The organism is Pseudomonas sp. ABFPK, from assembly GCF_001586765.1.
GTDB lineage: Bacteria > Pseudomonadota > Gammaproteobacteria > Pseudomonadales > Pseudomonadaceae > Aquipseudomonas > Aquipseudomonas asiatica.
The window spans coordinates 354,104-372,345 of sequence record NZ_LQXW01000012.1 but is presented as its reverse complement, the minus strand read 5'-3'; the positions used below and the strand labels follow the sequence as shown (position 1 = coordinate 372,345).

At 55.7% G+C, this 18,242-nt stretch carries 15 protein-coding genes, 1 tRNA gene and 2 pseudogenes; 9 read left to right on the top strand and 9 right to left on the bottom strand.

Features of this window, described 5'->3' with window-relative positions; all coding sequences use genetic code 11:
* Positions 1–101: 101 nt before the first annotated feature.
* Positions 102–5,705 (bottom strand): retention module-containing protein, encoded by a 5,604-nt coding sequence (locus WM94_RS10820; protein ID WP_061551173.1) that lies wholly within the window; start codon positions 5,703–5,705, stop codon positions 102–104.
* 1,910 nt (positions 5,706–7,615) lie between these two features.
* Between WM94_RS10820 and WM94_RS10815 the strand changes: the two genes are divergently transcribed.
* Positions 7,616–8,470: a hypothetical protein gene (locus WM94_RS10815; protein ID WP_061551172.1), complete on the top strand. Its 855-nt coding sequence runs from the start codon at positions 7,616–7,618 to the stop codon at positions 8,468–8,470.
* A gap of 72 nt (positions 8,471–8,542) precedes the next feature.
* The gene (locus WM94_RS10810) at positions 8,543–9,310 is read left to right on the top strand and encodes a hypothetical protein (protein WP_156485957.1); all 768 of its coding nucleotides are present in this window, start codon (positions 8,543–8,545) and stop codon (positions 9,308–9,310) included.
* Positions 9,311–9,313: 3 nt separating this feature from the next.
* Here the strand turns inward: WM94_RS10810 and WM94_RS10805 are convergent, their stop codons facing one another.
* Together WM94_RS10805 and WM94_RS10800 are read right to left on the bottom strand one after the other, a co-directional pair.
* Complete coding sequence (locus tag WM94_RS10805; protein ID WP_082810549.1) at positions 9,314–10,324, bottom strand: phage portal protein; 1,011 nt, start codon at positions 10,322–10,324, stop codon at positions 9,314–9,316.
* Positions 10,321–10,488 (bottom strand): annotated as a pseudogene (locus WM94_RS10800) (hypothetical protein); the annotation flags it as partial. The gene WM94_RS10805 and the pseudogene WM94_RS10800, both read right to left, overlap by 4 nt.
* On the opposite strand from WM94_RS10800, the pseudogene WM94_RS10795 reads away from it, so the two are divergent.
* Positions 10,488–11,384, top strand: a pseudogene (locus tag WM94_RS10795) (phage late control D family protein); the annotation flags it as partial. The pseudogenes WM94_RS10800 and WM94_RS10795 sit on opposite strands and share 1 nt — an antisense overlap.
* A 187-nt stretch (positions 11,385–11,571) precedes the next feature.
* Here WM94_RS10795 and WM94_RS10790 read toward each other — a convergent pair.
* The 4 genes from WM94_RS10790 to WM94_RS10775 all read right to left on the bottom strand — a co-directional run bounded on the left by WM94_RS10790 (position 11,572) and on the right by WM94_RS10775 (position 13,806).
* Positions 11,572–11,955 carry a hypothetical protein gene (locus WM94_RS10790; RefSeq protein WP_061551169.1) on the bottom strand — a complete coding sequence of 128 codons (384 nt, stop codon included), beginning with the start codon at positions 11,953–11,955 and terminating at the stop codon, positions 11,572–11,574.
* Positions 11,948–12,187 carry a hypothetical protein gene (locus WM94_RS10785; RefSeq protein ID WP_061551168.1) on the bottom strand — a complete coding sequence of 80 codons (240 nt, stop codon included), beginning with the start codon at positions 12,185–12,187 and terminating at the stop codon, positions 11,948–11,950. The genes WM94_RS10790 and WM94_RS10785 overlap by 8 nt, the downstream gene beginning before the upstream one ends.
* A 9-nt stretch (positions 12,188–12,196) precedes the next feature.
* Positions 12,197–13,084, bottom strand: a complete 888-nt coding sequence (locus WM94_RS10780; RefSeq protein ID WP_061551167.1) for a hypothetical protein — start codon at positions 13,082–13,084, stop codon at positions 12,197–12,199.
* Positions 13,085–13,476: 392 nt separating this feature from the next.
* Positions 13,477–13,806 (bottom strand): helix-turn-helix domain-containing protein, encoded by a 330-nt coding sequence (locus tag WM94_RS10775; RefSeq protein ID WP_043936212.1) that lies wholly within the window; start codon positions 13,804–13,806, stop codon positions 13,477–13,479.
* Positions 13,807–13,891: 85 nt separating this feature from the next.
* Here WM94_RS10775 and WM94_RS10770 point away from each other — a divergent pair, with 85 nt between their 5' ends.
* From WM94_RS10770 to WM94_RS10750, 5 genes are read left to right on the top strand one after another with little or no spacing between them, the layout of a single operon-like run.
* Entirely contained in the window at positions 13,892–14,101 is a 210-nt protein-coding gene (locus tag WM94_RS10770; protein ID WP_061551190.1) for a DNA-binding protein, read from the top strand.
* 29 nt (positions 14,102–14,130) lie between these two features.
* On the top strand, positions 14,131–14,604 hold the full coding sequence (locus WM94_RS10765; RefSeq protein ID WP_015270949.1) for a YmfL family putative regulatory protein: 474 nt from the start codon (positions 14,131–14,133) through the stop codon (positions 14,602–14,604).
* Positions 14,601–14,924, top strand: a complete 324-nt coding sequence (locus tag WM94_RS10760; RefSeq protein WP_371264021.1) for a hypothetical protein — start codon at positions 14,601–14,603, stop codon at positions 14,922–14,924. Before WM94_RS10765 ends, WM94_RS10760 begins: the two co-directional genes overlap by 4 nt.
* On the top strand, positions 14,921–15,280 hold the full coding sequence (locus WM94_RS10755; RefSeq protein WP_061551166.1) for a hypothetical protein: 360 nt from the start codon (positions 14,921–14,923) through the stop codon (positions 15,278–15,280). Before WM94_RS10760 ends, WM94_RS10755 begins: the two co-directional genes overlap by 4 nt.
* 59 nt (positions 15,281–15,339) lie before the next feature.
* A complete protein-coding gene (locus tag WM94_RS10750; protein ID WP_061551165.1) occupies positions 15,340–15,783 on the top strand; it encodes a hypothetical protein in 444 nt (147 codons plus the stop codon).
* Between the two features lie 52 nt (positions 15,784–15,835).
* Here the strand turns inward: WM94_RS10750 and WM94_RS10745 are convergent, their stop codons facing one another.
* Positions 15,836–16,402: a hypothetical protein gene (locus WM94_RS10745; RefSeq protein ID WP_061551164.1), complete on the bottom strand. Its 567-nt coding sequence runs from the start codon at positions 16,400–16,402 to the stop codon at positions 15,836–15,838.
* A 363-nt stretch (positions 16,403–16,765) separates the two neighbouring features.
* On the opposite strand from WM94_RS10745, the gene WM94_RS10740 reads away from it, so the two are divergent.
* Positions 16,766–17,935 carry a site-specific integrase gene (locus tag WM94_RS10740; protein WP_061551163.1) on the top strand — a complete coding sequence of 390 codons (1,170 nt, stop codon included), beginning with the start codon at positions 16,766–16,768 and terminating at the stop codon, positions 17,933–17,935.
* A gap of 121 nt (positions 17,936–18,056) precedes the next feature.
* On the opposite strand, the gene WM94_RS10735 is transcribed toward WM94_RS10740, so the two are convergent.
* A tRNA-Ser gene (locus WM94_RS10735) sits at positions 18,057–18,144 on the bottom strand.
* Between the last annotated feature and the right edge of the window lie 98 nt (positions 18,145–18,242).

Here is an 18,242-nt window from a genome sequence, read left to right as displayed (position 1 = left end):
GAATAATGCTCTGCGGCACATCGCCTGATCCTCACGCCGTTCACCGAACCAAGCCACAGAGCGAACCCCGCGGCGGCCTGGCGACTGCCGCAGGGTATGGCTCATTGCTGGGAATGGTCGATCTTGATGGTTGGATCGCCACCACTGACCAGCGAACTGACTGTGGTATTCGACCAGTTCACACCTTCGAGCTTGATCGACACATCAGCGCTGCTGGTGTCACCGTCGGGTGTGAACTTGCCCTGGGTGCTGACCTGCAAGGTCGACTCGCCATTGACCGTGGTAATTTTCAAATAGTTGTCGATGGTCGACAGCGATTCCCCCTGCAGCAGCGCACTCAGGTCCAGGCGGTCGCCTTCATCAGCATTGAAGTTCCTGATCACGTCATGGCCGGTATCACCTGCCGTCCACACGAAGGACTCGGCGATGCCGCTGCTGCCAGTGACGGTGCTGTCCCCTGCCCCCACGAACAGGATGTGGTCCTCGCTGCCAAGCAGGGACGTGGAGGCGCTGTCCGATGTGTCGCTCGCCATCAGCGACATCGTGCTCATCGACGTCGACGAGGCTGCGTCACCATGGGATGTCACCACGAACGAGCTGCTTGCCGAATCACCATCGTGGTCGGTGCCGATGACATGGACCGTGAAGTTCAGGTCGCTGGCAGGTTTCTCCTCTACATAGGTAAGTTTGGTGAAGGTGGTGTCAAGCGTACTATTGCTCGGTGCAGCCAGGGTAATCGTGTCGAAGGCGTGCCCGGCAAGGCCCGTAAAGTCACTGGCCAGAATCTTTATGGCCTCGGAGCCAGAAGTGATGGTGTACGTCTTCGTCGCTTCATGCACAACACCATTGGCGTCCTTGTAGGAGGCAATGATATTGACGTCACCGCTGACCTGAAGCCGCGCAATGCCTAGCGTGACCTCTTTCATCGAGACGGCGTGCTGCTGGGCATCGGTGAACGCCAAGGAGAACTTTTCGTTGGCAGAGAAGTGGTTGTTACCCACCCCCAACCCATTGCCGACGTTGATCGTCGGCTTCCCTGTAGCACTGGCCAAGGCTTCGAAGGTGGCTGTCAAGCCGCTGTTGAAAGTGACGGACAGGGTTGAGGTATTCCCGGATTTCAAACCTTCAAGGTTGAACGTATCTCGGCTACCTTCGCGCACGGCGTTCTGGGTGACGGTGTATTGCCCATCCGCTCCCAAGGCAAGCGTGAACACCTTCGTGGTACCGTCGAAGACTTCCACCGTGGTGCCGCTTGCATCCGTTGCCTTGCTGCTCCAGCCCGAAGGCAGGCCAACGATGCTGCCGAACTTCAGCGTCCCCACGCCATCACCACCCGCCAGGAAGTGCGTGTCGCCGACCGCCGTGTACCCGACAGTGTTCCACATGCCGGCATTGTCACTGATGGCGAAGGTCGGGCTGTCGTCCTCGACGCTGATTGTCAGCGTGCCGGTCGATGAGGTGCTGCCGTCGGAAACGCTGACACCAACGTTGAGGGACAGTACATCCTCGGCCGCCGGGTTCGGATGGTCGAGCGGCCCCTTCAGTTCCACGGTGTAGTTGCCAGCGTTGTCGATCCTGATTTCGATCACGTCCTTGCCACCGGCCGTGCCGGTCAGGGTCTTGCCGCCATTGGACAACGCCCATTGCACACTCTGGCCAGAGGATGTCAGCGCTGTCGATGGTGCTGCCAGGCTGACCGAAAGGTTGGCCGACGGCGTATCGATATCACTGACCGTCAGCTTGCCAGCGAACGACTTGCTGTCGCTTTGGTCGGCTGGTGAACCGACGGTGTCTTTGTTCCCGCCGATCAGCCCCTCCTCGGACACCAGCGCGGCACCCGAAGTGATGGTTGGCGTGGCATTGGTCATGCCCACGGCAACGCTGGCGCCCGGGACCAGGTTCTCGAACACCTTGCTACCCGTGCCATTCTGCGTGATCTGGTCGATGCCCACGGACACGCTGCCACCACCCACGAAGACATTGTCGGGAATGGCACCTTTCACCGTGCCGGTGGTGCTGCCCGCCGCCACCATGATGGTCAGGCCATTGTCCAGCTTGATGGTCAGGCCGCCATGGTTGCTTGCGCTCATGCCAGCCGGCGCTTCCAGATTGACCGTGTAGGTCACCTCCTGGCCCTTGGCTGCCGGGTTGGGCGAAGCGCTCAGCACGACCGTCACGGTGTTGATGGTATCGGTGACCGTGAGGGTCGTGGTGGCGCTGGTGTTCAGGTTTTCGAAGTTGTGGTTGCCTGCATTCGTCACGCTGATGGTCTGGGTTTCGCCGTCACGGAACACGTCATCGCTCTGCGCCACAAACGGTGCAGTGGTAGCGGTGGTGGCGTCCTTGGCGAAGGTCAGGGTCTGGCCGTTGCTCAAGGTGACGGTAAAGGCCTGGCCTGCCGGGTGGCTCAGGGTGCCGGTGATGGTCGTGGTGTTGCCTTCCTGCACGGCATTGCCCGTCAGGGTCAGCGTCACTGCATCACCGCCATTCGGCGTGCCCGGAGTGCCAGGATTGCCTGGGGTGCCCGGTTCGTCGGTGATCTGCAGGGTGACCGGGTCACCTTTGACCAGGTTTTCAAAGACCTGTTTGCCGGTGCCTTGCTCGGTGATCCCGGAGATTGCGATGCTCGGAGCACTGCTGCCGACATAGACGTCATCCGCCAGGTTAGCGGTTTGCGACGCGCTGACCTGGCCCGCAGGGATGTTGATTACCTCGCCGTTGCTCAGTGCAATGGACAGGCCACCGTGCTGAGTCAGATCGGCACCGGCCGGGCCGGTCAGGGTGATGGTGTAAGTCACCGCCTGCCCTTCCACGGCCGGGTTCGGCGAGATGCTCAACTCGGCCTTCACGGTGTTGATGGTATCGGTGACCGTGAGGGTCGTGGTGGCGCTGGTGTTCAGGTTTTCGAAGTTGTGGTTGCCTGCATTCGTCACGCTGATGGTCTGGGTTTCGCCGTCACGGAACACGTCATCGCTCTGTGCCACGAACGGTGCAGTGGTCGCAGTGGTGGCGTCCTTGGCGAAGGTCAGGGTCTGGCCGTTGCTCAGGGTGACGGTGAAGGCCTGGCCTGCTGGGTGGCTCAGGGTGCCGGTGATGGTTGTGGTGTTGCCTTCCTGCACGGCATTGCCGGTGAGGGTCAGCGTCACTTCATCGCCACCATTCGGTGTACCCGGGGTGCCAGGGTTGCCTGGGGTGCCCGGTTCGTCGGTGATCTGCAGGGTGACCGGGTCGCCTTTGACCAGGTTCTCAAAGACCTGTTTGCCCGTGCCTTGCTCGGTGATTCCGTTGATGGCGATGCTTGGGGCACTGCTGCCGACATAGACGTTGTCCGCCAGAACACCCGACTGCGAGCCACTGATCTGCCCGGCTGCAATGTGCACCACTTTGCCATTGCTCAGCTCGATATCCAGACCGCCATGCTGGGTCAGGTCGGCACCGGCAGGACCGGTCAGGGTGATGGTGTAGGTCACCGTCTGGCCTTCCACCGCCGGGTTCGGCGAGATGCTCAGTTCCGCCTTCACGGTGTCGACGGTGTCGCTCACCGTAACGGTCGTAGTGGCACTGGTGTTCAGGTTCTCGAAATTGTGGCTGCCCGCATTCGTCACGCTGATGGTCTGGGTTTCACCGTCACGGTACACATCATCGCTCTGTGCCACGAACGGTGCGGTGGTGGCGGTGGTGGCGTCCTTGGCGAAGCTCAGGGTCTGGCCGTTGCTCAGGGTGACGGTGAAGGCCTGGCCTGCCGGGTGGCTCAGGGTGCCGGTGATGGTCGTGGTGTTGCCTTCCTGCACGGTATTACCGGTGAGGGTCAGCGTCACTTCATCGCCGCCATTCGGTGTACCCGGAGTGCCAGGATTGCCTGGGGTGCCCGGTTCGTCGGTGATCTGCAGGGTGACCGGGTCGCCTTTGACCAGGTTCTCAAAGACCTGTTTGCCCGTGCCTTGCTCGGTGATCCCGGAGATTGCGATGCTCGGAGCACTGCTGCCGACATAGACGTTGTCCGCCAGAACACCCGACTGCGAGCCACTGATCTGCCCGGCTGCAATGTGCACCACCTTACCGTTGCTCAGCTCGATATCTAGGCCGCCATGCTGGGTCAAATCGGCACCGGCCGGCCCGGTCAGGGTAATGGTGTAAGTCACCGCCTGGCCTTCGACGGCCGGGTTCGGCGAGATGCTCAGCTCAGCCTTCACGGTGTCGACGGTGTCGCTCACGGTGACGGTCGTGGTGGCGCTGGTGTTCAGGTTTTCGAAGTTGTGGCTACCGGCATCGATCACGCTGACGGTCTGGGTTTCGCCATCCTTGAATACGTCATCGCTCTGGGCTACGAACGGATTGGTGGTCGCAGTAAGCGCGCCCTCGGCAAAGCTCAGGGCCTGGCCGTTACTCAGGGTGACGGTAAAGGCCTGGCCTGCCGGGTGGCTCAGGGTACCGGTAATAGTGGTCTGCCCCCCTTCCTGCACGGCATTGCCGGTGAGGGTCAGCGTCACTTCATCGCCACCATTCGGCGTGCCCGGCGTACCAGGGTTACCTGGGGTGCCCGGTTCGTCAGTGATCTGCAGGGTGACCGGGTCGCCTTTGACCAGATTCTCAAAGACCTGTTTGCCTGTACCTTGCTCGGTGATCCCGGAGATAGCGATGCTCGGAGCACTACTGCCCACATAGAAGTCGTTCGCCAGGTTAGCGGTTTGCGAACCGCTGACCTGGCCCGCAGGGATGTTGATCACCTCGCCATTGCTCAGGGTGATGGACAGACCACCGTGCTGAGTCAAATCGGCACCGGCAGGACCGGTCAGGGTAATGGTGTAAGTCACCGCCTGCCCTTCCACTGCTGGGTTCGGCGAGATACTCAGCTCGGCCCTCACGGTATCGACGGTATCGGTGACAGTGAGGGTAGAAGTTGCACCGGTATTGAGGCTGCCAAAGCCATGGTCGCCCGCATTGGTGACGGTGATGTTCTGGATTTCACCGTCCTGGAACACATCATCACTCTGGGCAGCGAACTCACCGGTCGTTGCGACCGTTTCACCGGCCTTGAACGACAAAGTCTGGCCATTGCTCAGGGTCACCGTGAAATCCCTTCCTGCCGGCTGGCTCAGGGTACCGGTGATGCTGGTTAGCCCCCCTTCCTGCACATTGTTGCTGCTCAGGGTCAGCGTGGCCGCAATCGGCTGGGGCTCGGGTGGTACTTCAGGTACTAGCACCGCTGCCTGCTGTGCCGGTGTTGCATTGCCCACGAACTCTCGCGCTTGCTCGACAGCAACGCCAAGTGGCCCAGTGGGGAAACCAATGGTAGGGGCGACCGACCCGCCCACTGCTTCAAGCATCACAAACGAGTGGCCGCCCCCGATGCCACCAGGGTTCGCACCTGCCCCGGTTGGGCCTGCTGCGGTCGCTTCGAGTGCGGTTGTCGGGTCAGCACCGGCGGCGATGGCTTGTTGCAGCTCCTCAACGGATGGTGCGGCCTGAGCAGTGGCTGCGCTCAGGTCGACCACGCTATCTGGAGCATCGGCGCTCCACTGGGTATCGCGCCCCAGGTCGAGGATGCGTCCATCGGCCAGCTCCAGGCTCACCGCACCACCAGGGCCGGTCTGGATCTGTTCACCCGCGAACACTCGGTCCCCTTCCACAAGCACACGCTGGGTGCCCTCTGGGGAAATGGCAATTACCTGGCCAACAATACTTTTGACTATGGCGATGCTCAAGGGGGCTCTCCCGGGTAACGTGTGCATTTGGCTTCCATGGTCGCCATGCTTCGAGTCTTCGGCTGGCTACAAGGATGTTTGTTCTTATTGGCGTTTGTTTTTTGGCGTCAACTACTAGTCCTCCTAATTCAACTAGCTTATGACGTAGCCATTGTTCCTAGTTACTCAATAATAAGCAATAACGCAAATAATGGCCTAATGACATTTCGACATTAAAGGCAACATTTCTTGCTTCTACCTGCGAGCTCAGCCACCCTGCTCGCATTCTGGAACACCGGTAAAAGCCCCATTAAGCAACGCTAGATGCGAGTGTTACTCGTTTCCTTCATTCCGACCGTGCTCGCCCGCTCCGGGCCTGCAGGAAGCCTGCCCGTAGTGTCAGGATTTGAAACAGGTCCATCTTTTAAGTTAAGCCGACGGAACCAAAAAACGTTCAGCATTGGGCTCTTTGACTTTAGAGTCATAGCGAGGCTGCCATCTGCCGAAGATTCAACTTTCGTAATGCGACAAGATATTGGCTTGTTCAGAGTGCAAAATATTGACGCGCATAAAATTACACGCCGATTTAAGAAACCCATCGACAGTGCCGGGATCCGACACGTGTAGTTATCGTAAAAAGGTCAAGGCACCCGAATTCATTATCAATCGTCTACAGATTGGTTTTCCGGCCAATGGGTCTATGCGAATCTGTGAGGAAGCAATTCGTCAGGCTCTTTAAATCCAAGCGCGAGCAGATGCCAGAGGCCTGCAATCGTGAACTAGTGGCAAGCTTGGCGGCCGCACCATTCTGCGGTTGGCACGCTGGTCGAGCGTTCAACTCGACTCTTCCTGCTCGCTCCTCTGCCTCGCGACGGAGGCCTGGGGTTTGCCCCCAGATAAAGAACGGGGCCGTGAAAACCAAAAAAGCCCTGAATAATCAGGGCTTTAATGAGGAATGATGGCGGAAGCGTAGAGATTCGAACTCAACGAGATTGCGGCAGATAGGCTGGAGGCCTTGATTTCTGTGGCCAAGAGAGAGCGTTTGTGAGCGTTTTTGTTCCCAGAGTGTTCCCAGGGTGGGTGTGCACGTCACTCTGCCAGGGTGCTTCCCCATAGGGAGCCGCCGTTTAAGGTTGACCCCTCAAAAAAAGGTAATTTTGGTAAGTGAGATCTGAAAATGCTCTGGAGGCCACGTAAACCAAGGGCTACAAGGATTTTGGAAAAGGTAATTTTCTGGTAATTGAAAGGTAATTGGATTACCTCCATGACTGGTTGTGTGAGGGAAAAATCACACCCTTTAGAATCAAGGACTTACTGAGAAATTACCTTTCTCCTTACCTTTAATTACCTTTTTTGGTAATCGCTCAAACCCTTGCCCCATAAGGCTTGCAGGGGTGTCATACCCCCTCCTAACCGAAATTACCTTTTTTTGATGGGTCCTCCTAAAAATGGAAGGATGCGAGTCCTATGCCTGCGAAAATGGGTCTTGCTGCAGGGATTCGCAGAAGCGCGCCCTCCCCTATACCTACCCGGCCGCCCAGTAATTGCGCTGAGCTGGCGGTCGCGCAGGTGCGCAGAAATTCCGACACGTTTAGCCCGCAGGCGTGGCGTGGGGACGATTGCGCGCGCCGGGCGTCTGGAAGTTCAAATACATCCCCCATGGACATGGCTAGGTGCTCATACGGCATTGATTGGTCAAGGAATGGCTTTGCCGTTGTCCATTTGGAGCAGGCCATGCGCAGGGGGGATCTGTCCCTAGTTGTACCTGGAGGGTTAAGAATGGTCAGGCCGAGATTGGATGCGCTTCGCCCGAAGGTCCGTGCGAGTGCAGATGACGCGTCGGCATACATTGGCTAGCACTGGCCTCAAGAAGGAGGTAATGTCAGCATGCCAGCAGACAATGAAGTTGGAAAAGCCGGAGAAAGTCAGAAATGGAATGTGTTTGGTTTACGGATGCAATTGCTTCGATTCCAGACGTTATCTGGTCTGGAATCATTGCATCGGCACTTACTTTTACTGGCGTGCTACTGTCGAACGCCAGTAATACTAAGCGCCTTAAAATCCAATTGAATCATGACTCAAACGAAAAACAAAAAGAGCGAACCGCGACATTAAGGCGCGAAACTTACCTGAGTGCTGCCGAGCATATGAGCAAAGCCATGGGGCATCTAGGCTCATTACCACAACAAAAATTTGACGGGACACCCGCCACTGAACTTTCCGATCTTTTAGCAACATCCTCAAAACTTCAGCTGATAGCGGAGCCGACCACCGCACTAAAAGTCGGCGAGCTTACAGGCGCCTATACCGAATTACACTTAAAGTTAATGGGAAAAGCTTTCCCCATGCAAATGTCACGCATAGATATTGACATCAGCAATCAGTTTTACGAGAGTTCCAGCACGGAGGCAAAAAGGTTACAAAGTGAGATATCCAGACTAATCGAGAGCAACGCCGCCACTGAAGACAATTTGCGACCACTACAAAATGCCTACAACTTTCACTCGGAGCAGGCACAAAATTACGCCGAAGAAAGAAATGCTGCCTGGAACAAGTATAACGCCCAGCAATTTGAATATTGCCGAACACTTTATATCGAAATGGAGGACGTCCTAGAAAAGCAAAACAATGTAACCATTGCTATCAGGCAGGACTTAGGACTTAACTCGCACCTAAGCGACTTCCAATTGCAGATGGCACAACAATCCAAAAAAATCAAAGACTCATTAAACGTTCTTCTAGCCACAATGGAAGAAAACCTTAGAGAAGAAAAGCCTGAAGCATAGATATAGAATAACGATCAATTTTCGAGACCACCACATATGCGCCGATGCAATCTTTGTTTGAAACGTGCAAATATGACAGCCGACCACGTTTTCCCTAAGAGCATTGCGCCGCCTGGGCAACGCCAGGTCACTCAAACATTAAAGACCCTCAAAGCACGTTACAAAGCACGACCAAATTCCCGACTAGTACAGAATGGCGTTGTACGGCATACCTTATGCGCCAACTGCAACAACAATATTCTCGGACAATTACTTGACCCATCCCTTACCCGGCTCTACAAAGAGGCAACACTCCAGCTTCGAAACGTGAAGTTTCTAATGCAACCTGTAATAACATTAGAAAACATTGAGCTTAATAAGGTCGCCAGAGCAGTAATCGCACACTTCATCGCAAATGATGAAACACCCCAAGCACGCCATCGCTTCATAAGAAAACTGCGCCGGTACATTCTCACACCGGAAGCAAACTTTCCTGCCGGATATCAATTTCAGTTATGGCTCTATCCTTTCAGCCAACAAGCAATTCTCAAAGATCTTTACCATACACAGTTCGGGAAAAGCTTTTCGCCGTTTGGGATCTCCTCCTATAAAACCTACCCTTTAGCGTTCGGCTTTGGAGAAAAAAACCTCAACCCAGACTTTGACATTTCAGGCATCATCGATTTGACGCTTCATTTAGGCAACGATATACATAAGCTTTACAGCATAAGAATCGACACTAGAGTCACCGTAGACCCCAACTGGCCTTACGCCCCGCTGAAGGACGGAGCAATACTCACCAGTGAGAACGATAGCATTGCAACCAAACCACTCATGAACATTAAAAAATACCCCTATTAGACGCTAGTCGAAGTAAGCAATAACTTCCTCCCCAAGCCAGTCATTTACCTGTTTCAAGCGATTTTTCACAGGCTCTAGTTCATTGTGGATCCATATTTCTGTCGCCTCTTTGATAGAGCCGAATCCTCCGGCATTTTGGGGCACGATGCCCATTAATTGCGGCGGAATGCGCAGCGCTGCGAGCAAGTCATCTCGGCTGATGTTCTTGATAGCCCCGAAATCATCCTTGGCGGCCACCTCGCTGATCGGCAGCAGTTGAATGCCGTCCTTTTTCCCATTCGGTGCGTACATAAACAGATTGCGGAAGTTTCCTGGTCCTTTGCTATTCTTCATCGCATCTCGCAGGTCATCGACGAACTTTTCGCTGTGTGCCGGATCGGTCATATAGAGGATGAAGCCGGCATGACTGCCGTTCTGGTAGTACTTCCGCCGGAACAGCGTTGCGCTCTCATTCAGCAGCGCACTCTGTAGCGCAGGCATCCACTCAGGCAGCCCGTAGATCTCCTGGTTGATGTCGGCTTCGCGTAGGTGACAGATGCTGCGGCTCTTGAAGGCGTGCTCGTCTTTCCAGCCTCGCACCTGGTAGTAGGTATCCATGTCAGTGCCGCGGCGCATGTACTTGGCTAAGCAAGGTTGCAGCCCAAGGGCCTGGCCAAGCATGTTGTCGCGCTTCTCTAGATACAAATTTCCGCACCACCCCCAGTCCATGACGATCTGCTCGAACGCCTGCCGACTCAGCAGCCGATGGGGGATGAAGCTGCGCACCAGCATGTTGCGCTTGAACGTCAGGCCGGACTGCAGATAGACGCTGGCTTTGGTCGACCTGGCCAGTCCCTCCAAATTAACCGGCGGCTCAAACCAACGGCCGTTCGACCAGCACTCCAGGTAGTCCAAAATCTCGCGGCCATCCAGAACCGGTACCGGCTCGCCGAATGTGAACGCCATTGATTCTCCGCCGGTTCCTTTAACCAGCAATTTGCCGTCGCGCTGGCGACGATTGCTCACCTTGCTCATGAGTAGATCTCCATAAAGCCGGTGTTGGCCGTGGTCTGGCCCTCCAGCGGCTCGTTTTGCAGTGCGTGAAAGAGCGCCCACGCCAGGTCGGCATGGCCGGTGGTCTCGTTGCGGCCGGCGGTGTAGGTGAACTGCCGCCCGCCAGCCGTGATGGTCTTGCGGATATCCGGTACCTGCATTTCGCATCACCGTGGACGGGAACGATATCGCCATGCGAATCGCTCCACGCCTCATGAGCCTGCAATTGACCGACAACCGGGGGCTTGAAGCGGATCAGCTGAGCATTACGCTCAGCGACCACGACGGCCTGCTGACGATCCCGCCCCGAGGGGCCGTGATACGCCTCTGGCTCGGCTGGAGCGACACTGGCCTTGTCGACAAGGGCAGCTACGTTGTCGACGAGACAGAGCACAGTGGAGCGCCGGATGTCCTGAGCATCCGCGCCCGATCGGCAGATCTGCGCAAAGGCCTCAAGACCAAGCGCGAGCGCAGCTGGAGCACCACAACGCTCGGCAAGGTCCTACGCGACGTTGCCTTGGGCAACGGACTCACCGCGAAAATAGCCGGCACGTTGGACAGCCAAACGATCCACCAACTGGACCAAGCCAACGAGTCCGATGCCAACCTGCTGAACCGCCTGCAGCGGGGTAGCGCAACGCTCAGCTATACGCTGGCCAAAGGTCGGCCAGACCTGATCCCCGAACTGACGTATACGCTCCAGGGGGTAAAGGCCGAAATCGACGAGATCATCTGGTACGGCGGCAACGTGCAACACAGCCTGACGGACAGTTCCGGCTACACAGTCAGCCTGGAACTGGAGAGCAAACTGCCGGAGGACAGCGTTGATGGCCTCCTCGAGGACGGGGTGAAAGGAAAAATCGAATACACCGGTATTATCGCCTTCTACCGCGACACGGCCACCGGGCAAGAGAAGTCGGTCACGGCCGGCGATCAGACCAGGCCGAGACGGCTGCGGCATGTGTACGTGAGCGAGAAGAACGCTCGACGGGCTGTGAATCGGGAGTGGAAGCGGCTGCAGGATCCGCCAGACGGTCGTTGATCAGAGCTGATAAAAGTGACGTGTTGCATCACACCATGCCCATGATCATCAACTTCCAGCACACAGGCCTACGTCTATTTTTACGAAGCGGAATCGACCAAGCAACCGCGCATCGAGCGATTCGCGGCTCTCGCTGCCGAATAGAAAAAGGCCCCGCACTGCGGGGCCATCTTGTATCAGCGCGCTGCTATTCTTCTTCTATGACTAATGCTTGGCCATTGTAGTCTTGGTTTGCTGTGGCAAGCTTGAGCATTGTTTGGGCGTACTTCACCTTGATGCCCTCTTTAATTTCAGCAGGGACATTCTTGTCCTTAAGAATTTTCTTCTGATGCTTCAAGTCCCTGTTTAGTCTCGCCTTATACCGGGTCAACTCCTCTGGTTCATCCATCGACGCTACTAGCCTAGCTGCAAAGTACCCAACAACGGGAACAATTAAACTAGCAAGCCCAGCCCAGTACTGTGCATATTTAGGATCAATCCACTGAATGCAACTCGCCGTAGCAGCCGCGCCAAGGCCCGCCGTAATGGTAGCTTGCAAGCTCTGAGGCCCACCCTTTTTAGTGTCAGCCATTAGCGTTACCTCGCAGGCTGTTCAACTGATCGACCACATAGCCAGTGGTTTTGATCCGCTGCACGCTTACAACAACTCCATTCCGCTTTCTCGTAATCACTATCTCAGCATCAGAGACATAGCGATTGAGAAAATATCTTGTCGCAATGCGAGACAGCTTAAAAAGCACAGGCGCCAGTATTATCAGGGATACATAGAAAAGCGCCTCAACAAACGCAACATCTATGCTCATAATCACACCTCAAACAAGTCTCCGACCTTTATCAGCAAAGTGCCTGGTAACTTCCAAAATCGTATAATTGAACGTCGATCTAGTCTGCCTGTATATCGCCTTGGTTTCAATAACAACCTCAAACAAATCCTCCTTAGAGAAACTTTGTTGATTTTGATTGACTTTATCCATAAACGCTTCATCAGCTAGCGTTACAGCATGCTCTGTACCATCAGCCAATTTTACACGCCAGCCGTTGTTCGACTCAAAATTAACCTGAACAAAATAGGCCGTCTTCTTTTCGGAAGTTATTTCTTCCTGCTCCAACGACTTGCGGGGCAGCGGAGAATAATCACTTGCATCCTCCTCCTTGATTACTACAACCGGATCATCCTGCTCATTCAGGACCTTAAACTTCGCACCTTCACGTCCCGAGATAGGTGCTTGCACAACGCTATGAACCGCATCTCGAACTTTCTTGTCGACGGCAAGGCGTGCCACAAACTTGTCGCACTCAACAACCTCGCCATCAACCTCAATTTTTGCTATATCCGAATCACCCTCAATCACAACATTTGCGACACGGCGATTCTTGAGCTTCTTCACCACTTCAAGAAGCGATCCACCAGCTATAGCTGCACTCGCCGCCGTGAGACCGAGGTATTTCAGGACCGCTAGGGCTTGTGGAGTGCTAGCGAGCAGAAGGTATTCAATTATCACCGAACCTTCTTTAGCAGGGGCCGTGACCTTTAGGTTTACCTCGGCTCCTTTATTTATGAGCGCATTGGCCTCCGCAACCATGTCGCACACACCCTGAATAGAGCGACTAAGGGTTTGCGCATCTATTTCGTGATTGTGATAGTCGCCAGACTCGGCATCATAAGATATCGAAAACTTTTCCTTGGCTGCTTCGGCCATAACTCCCTCATCAGATAAGTGCTTGCAGATCATATAAAGCCCCGACATATTTTGTCGGGGCCTTTTTTATTTATCCCTTACGCTGGCGATTGCCTAGCACCTCTAGAACCCGTAATACATCCTGCTGTTGCTGTGGGTTCAATCGGCGCAGAAGATCAATGAATGCGCGCTCCAGTTGAGTAAGGTGTTCCATGTTGCGTACTCCGTTTCCATAATCGGTCGCCTGGTGCCGACGGCACCAAACAAGACGACCGGGAGTTCCGCATTGTCGGCATACCTAAGCGTGCCACTAGCCCCTCATCCACTCCCCCATCACCCTCAAAAAACAGCCTACCGCCGCTAGCGCACCGCATCCGTACACCTGGCGATAACACCAACGAGCTGGTCAGGCCTCACGCCTGGTCGTTAGCCACCGCAAACGCCGAGGCCATACGCACCAGGATCGCCATATCGGAATCCTTGATCTTCTGCGCCAAGTGCATCAGTTCAGCCCCCTCCGGGCTGAGTTGGTCAGCGTGTACAGGCAGCCGCACACCGGTAACGACGTACAGAACATCCACCCCTTTCTCTGCGACCGCAGCTAAGTAGGCCGCGTCGGGGCTTCGTTCACCCTTCTCGTAATTGAACTGTGAGGTTTTCGCCACACCAGCAATGGCGGCGAAGTCAGCCTGGTTGTAGCCAAGGCGGACACGCTCCTCTCTCAGCCTTTCGCCGATATTCAACAAAACGGAACTCCAATCCTTGACCATTCAACAAATGTTGAATAATCTGACCTTGCAATCACACGAAATCACACGAAACGAGACTATGCCGAACACCTACCCCACCGAGCAAGCATGCCGGGAAGCGCGCGCTCGCCTCGCGCAACAAGGAATTTCAGCGAAAGAGTGGGCTGAGAAGCATGACCTCAACCCATCCACCGTGTACGCGGTCCTGAACGGCCAGAAAAAGTGCCTCCGAGGTGAGGCGCACCGGGCGGCCGTGCTGCTCGGCATCAAACCCGGACCTGAAAATTAAGCCCCCTGGCTCAAGGAGGAAACCAGAACATGAAGCGCCCAGTTCTAGAAACCCTTCGCCAGGTGGTGAGTGCAGTGGTATGCGCCTACCCCGGCGGTCGCGAATGTGCAGCTGCCCGTCTCGGTTACGAACTCAAGCAGTTCGACAACCGCGTCTACGAGAACGCCGGTAGCCGCCCACTGACTTACGACCAAATCCATCTGCTGGAAACCGACGCCGGTACCACGCACCTGCCGGAGTTCATCGCCAAGATGTACGGCGGCATGTTCGTGCCACTCATCCAGCCCGAAGACCTGGACAACGTCGAGCTCTACCAGCGCTCGGTGCGGGCTGCAGCCAAGCGTGGGGTAGTCGACCAGATCATCGCCAAGTCCCTGGAGGACGGCGTCATCGAGGAAGACGAAGCCAAATTCATCATGGATGCGCACCACCAGTACCTCTCCGCACGCACGGCCGAGGTCACAGCGACCATCCAGTTGCATACGAAGGGGGATTCGAATTGAGCACCTACAAGCTCGTTTGCCCCCACTGCTCCAGCCGCATGTGCGAACTGTGGAAAGCACACTGCCCCGCCAGCCTGTACACCCATGACTACTGGGATCGTCTCAACGTTAACACCGGAAATCTGCTGCTCGGCGGTGGAATTAAGTTCGAGCACCTGGGCATTGCCTACTTCGCCCTAGGCTTCGAAATCAACAAGGCCGACCACGAAGAGAAGGTAGCAGCGGGCAAACCCACATCTGGCTGGATCAATGGGGCCATCGAGCTCCTGCCCAGCGAGTATGAGGCAGCCCGCTTGGCGAAAGTCGGGGGTGAAGCATGAGCTCGCTGGAAAAGCTGAACTTAATGCTTGGGTTCACGGTGTGGGCCGAAGAACACGGCTATGACCTGAGCGCTGATGCCGATGGAAACCCGACCAACGTGGAAACCCGTGCGGCCTGGCTCGGGTTCGAGGCGGCACACGGCCCCGCCGGCTGCCGACCATCTGGCCAGCAGCTCTATGCACGGATCAAAAGAACCAGCGAATACGCGCACCAGAGCGACAAGTTATTCCCCATTCGAGTAGGCAAACCACCCTACGGAAACTTTGCTGTCCACGGCGGACCAGGCGGCGTTTACCCGATTCGTGACGTCGAGTTCTACATCATCGATGACGGCAAACAGTACCGCCTGAAGTAACCAGGTGGCGCCGAGGAGCTGCAACTCCCCGGCGCCGACCAACCCCAAGGAGAAACGACATGCAAGTAGAAACCCCCGAAGTTGGCGCGCAGAAGCCTAACACAGTGCGTTACGACACCCTTGTAATCCGTGGCGCCACTGGCCATACCGTCCCCCGGGAAGTTGACGGTGGCGAGGTAGTTGCCTGGAGCCTAGGCCACGGCCTGGCGGCTATGGATGCCTTGGAGGAGTTCGTGGATGATCTGGCAGACGGCAGCTATCACGGCCTGGCACAGGGAGCAGCCGATGCGCTCAACCTGATGCGCCGACGCCGAGCACTTGGTTGGGATGCTGATGTTGTTGCCCAAGACCCCCCGGTGGACTGGAGGACTGCCGTAGCCCGGGCCGAAGCGGCAGCTCGCGAGGTATTCGGCGAGAACGACGATAACGCCATGCAAGCCATCGATTACATGGCGGGACTGCTACTGGCGAGCGAACCGGCACATAAAGAAGGCGCGGAATGACTTGGGAGTTGTAATAAAAAAGGGCAGCCTTGACTGCCCTTCAAATCTTCAATCACAGTTTCCTTTTAGACATAATTTCTTTGCGCCGAGGCTCCAGAACACCTAGAAGATTCCGTGCCAGATCCATAATTTTAAACATCGCAACGCCATGCCCTATATATAGCTCGCCTTCTTGACCGATTGTGGAACTAGCATCGGACTGTACGGTAACTCCACCACGCTCCACTTTTTGGATAAATCTATTCTGCGCACGCCCCTTACCGAAAAAGTACTCATCATCATGCTCTCGCATATTCCGAGTGTCATCGATCGACTTTTTAAATGAGAGAATATCCCGCCACTCGTCAGGACTGACTAGCCCTTTATCTTGAGAGGACTGCAGCCAATCGGTCAGTTTCCCCGCTGCGATCAAGAAAAAATGCTCCTCAGCTTTTTGAGTATCTAGCCTAACTTCAAGCTTTCTTATTTCAGAAATATCTCCATGACGATACAGATCGCCAGACCCTTGAAAGAGCCTCACCAATTCGTGTATTCGCTCACCCTGCAAAATCACAGAATTAGCCCAAGAAATACAGGTTGACACATAGAATGAATCAGGGACATCCATTAGCTCACTCATCAAGATCTCCATATTCAATATGTAGAAAACTCTATCTCTCACTAATTAAGAGAGGCCTGCAAACAGCATACGCATGGCAATTGAATGCTAGCCGACAGCCGGCAAATTACAATCACGACAGAAAAATAGACAATCGATTACCTACATCACCACATCGTGTCAACTTCGCGTCGCCAATCCAGGCTGACCAGAGCCTCACACCGATTGCGAAAACAGTAATCACCGCGCCCTACTCAACACGTTGGCCACGCCGTGCAGGTGCTGTACCCAGAACTGACAAAGCGATCTTCTAGGCCTGGCAACAGTCCATTCCCCTTCGGCGCCCAATAAACTGGGCTATATCTTCGTTTCGAGTGAAATTCAATGGCAGCTGGAGTAGAAGTGCGCGGCAACCACGTCCGCGTGTATTTCCGTTACCAAGGCGAGCTGTGCCGGGAAACCATCCCCGGCGACGCCTCGCCCGCAAACCTGGCCAATGCCGAGCGTCTGGTTGGGATCATCAATTACGAGATTGAGGCCGGCACGTTCAACTATGCCCGGCACTTCCCCGACTCGCCGCGAGTCAAGACCAACACCCTCGGCCACTACATCGACTTGTGGCTAGAGATAAAGGGCAACCAGATGGCAGCCAGCGGCTTCGCCATGTACCGCAGCCGCACCGAGAAGCACATTCGCCCACGCTGGGGCGATCAGCAGGCAGATCGTATCGATCATCTGGACATTCAACACTGGGTGCAAAGCGTGCTGATGCCCAAGCTGCACAACAAGACCGTACGCGAGATCGTCAGCCACCTGCGCCAGATCTTCCAGCTGTACCGTACTCGGAACCGCTTCGCGTTCGACCCGACCGATGGGATCACTATCTCGCTGCCAGACGCTGACGACCCAGACCCATTCACCCGGGAAGAAATCACCGCGATCCTTGAGCAGCAGACTGAACGGCATCAAGAAATCAACCTGACAGAATTCATGATGTGGACTGGCCCGCGCGTCAGCGAAGCGATCGCCCTGGCCTGGGAAGACGTCGACCTGGCGGCGGGTACCGTGGAGATTCGTCGCGCGCGGGTGGCCGGACAGTACAAGGTCACCAAGACCAGGCGATCTACCCGCAAAGTCAAACTGCTCGCACCAGCCCTGCGCGCCCTCAAGGCGCAAGCCAGATTCACTCAGAACCTGCCACCGGAGTTGATCGAGGTTGTCGATCGCGACAACCGGACTATGCGAGAGCAGCGTGTGCGGTTCGTCTTCCACAACACTGCAACGGGTGAGCCGTACCGCTCCTCTGATGTGCTGCGGCATGGCTGGTGGATCTTTCACCTGGAGAAGGCCGGGGTCCGTCAGCGTGGGCCGAACACCTGCAGACACACGTTCGCCAGCCAGCTGCTAAGCAGCGGCATCGCCACGCCAGAGTGGATTGCAGACCAGATGGGGCACACATCGACGGCGATGATCTTCAAGCACTACGCGAAGTGGATCAGCGAGGACGGCCCGGATGTGGTGGGGTTGTTGAATCAGGCGCTCAGGTTGACCTGAACGCACAAAAAAAGGGGCCGCAAGGGCCCCTTTCTTCTGCCTGTCATTCCCAAAGTGTTCCCAAAACGCTCCCATTTGAGGGTCAAGCGGCTGCGAACATCAATGAAATCAAGCACTTGTATGGCGGAAGCGTAGAGATTCGAACTCTAGGATAGTTGCCCATCGACGGTTTTCAAGACCGTTGCCTTAAACCACTCGGCCACGCTTCCAGCTCGTTTTGCGGCCGCCATAATACCGTAATGAAACAAGCTGTCAAACTCTCTGTGTCGCGGGTTGCGGGAGCTCTGATAGACTCCTAGCATCTGAA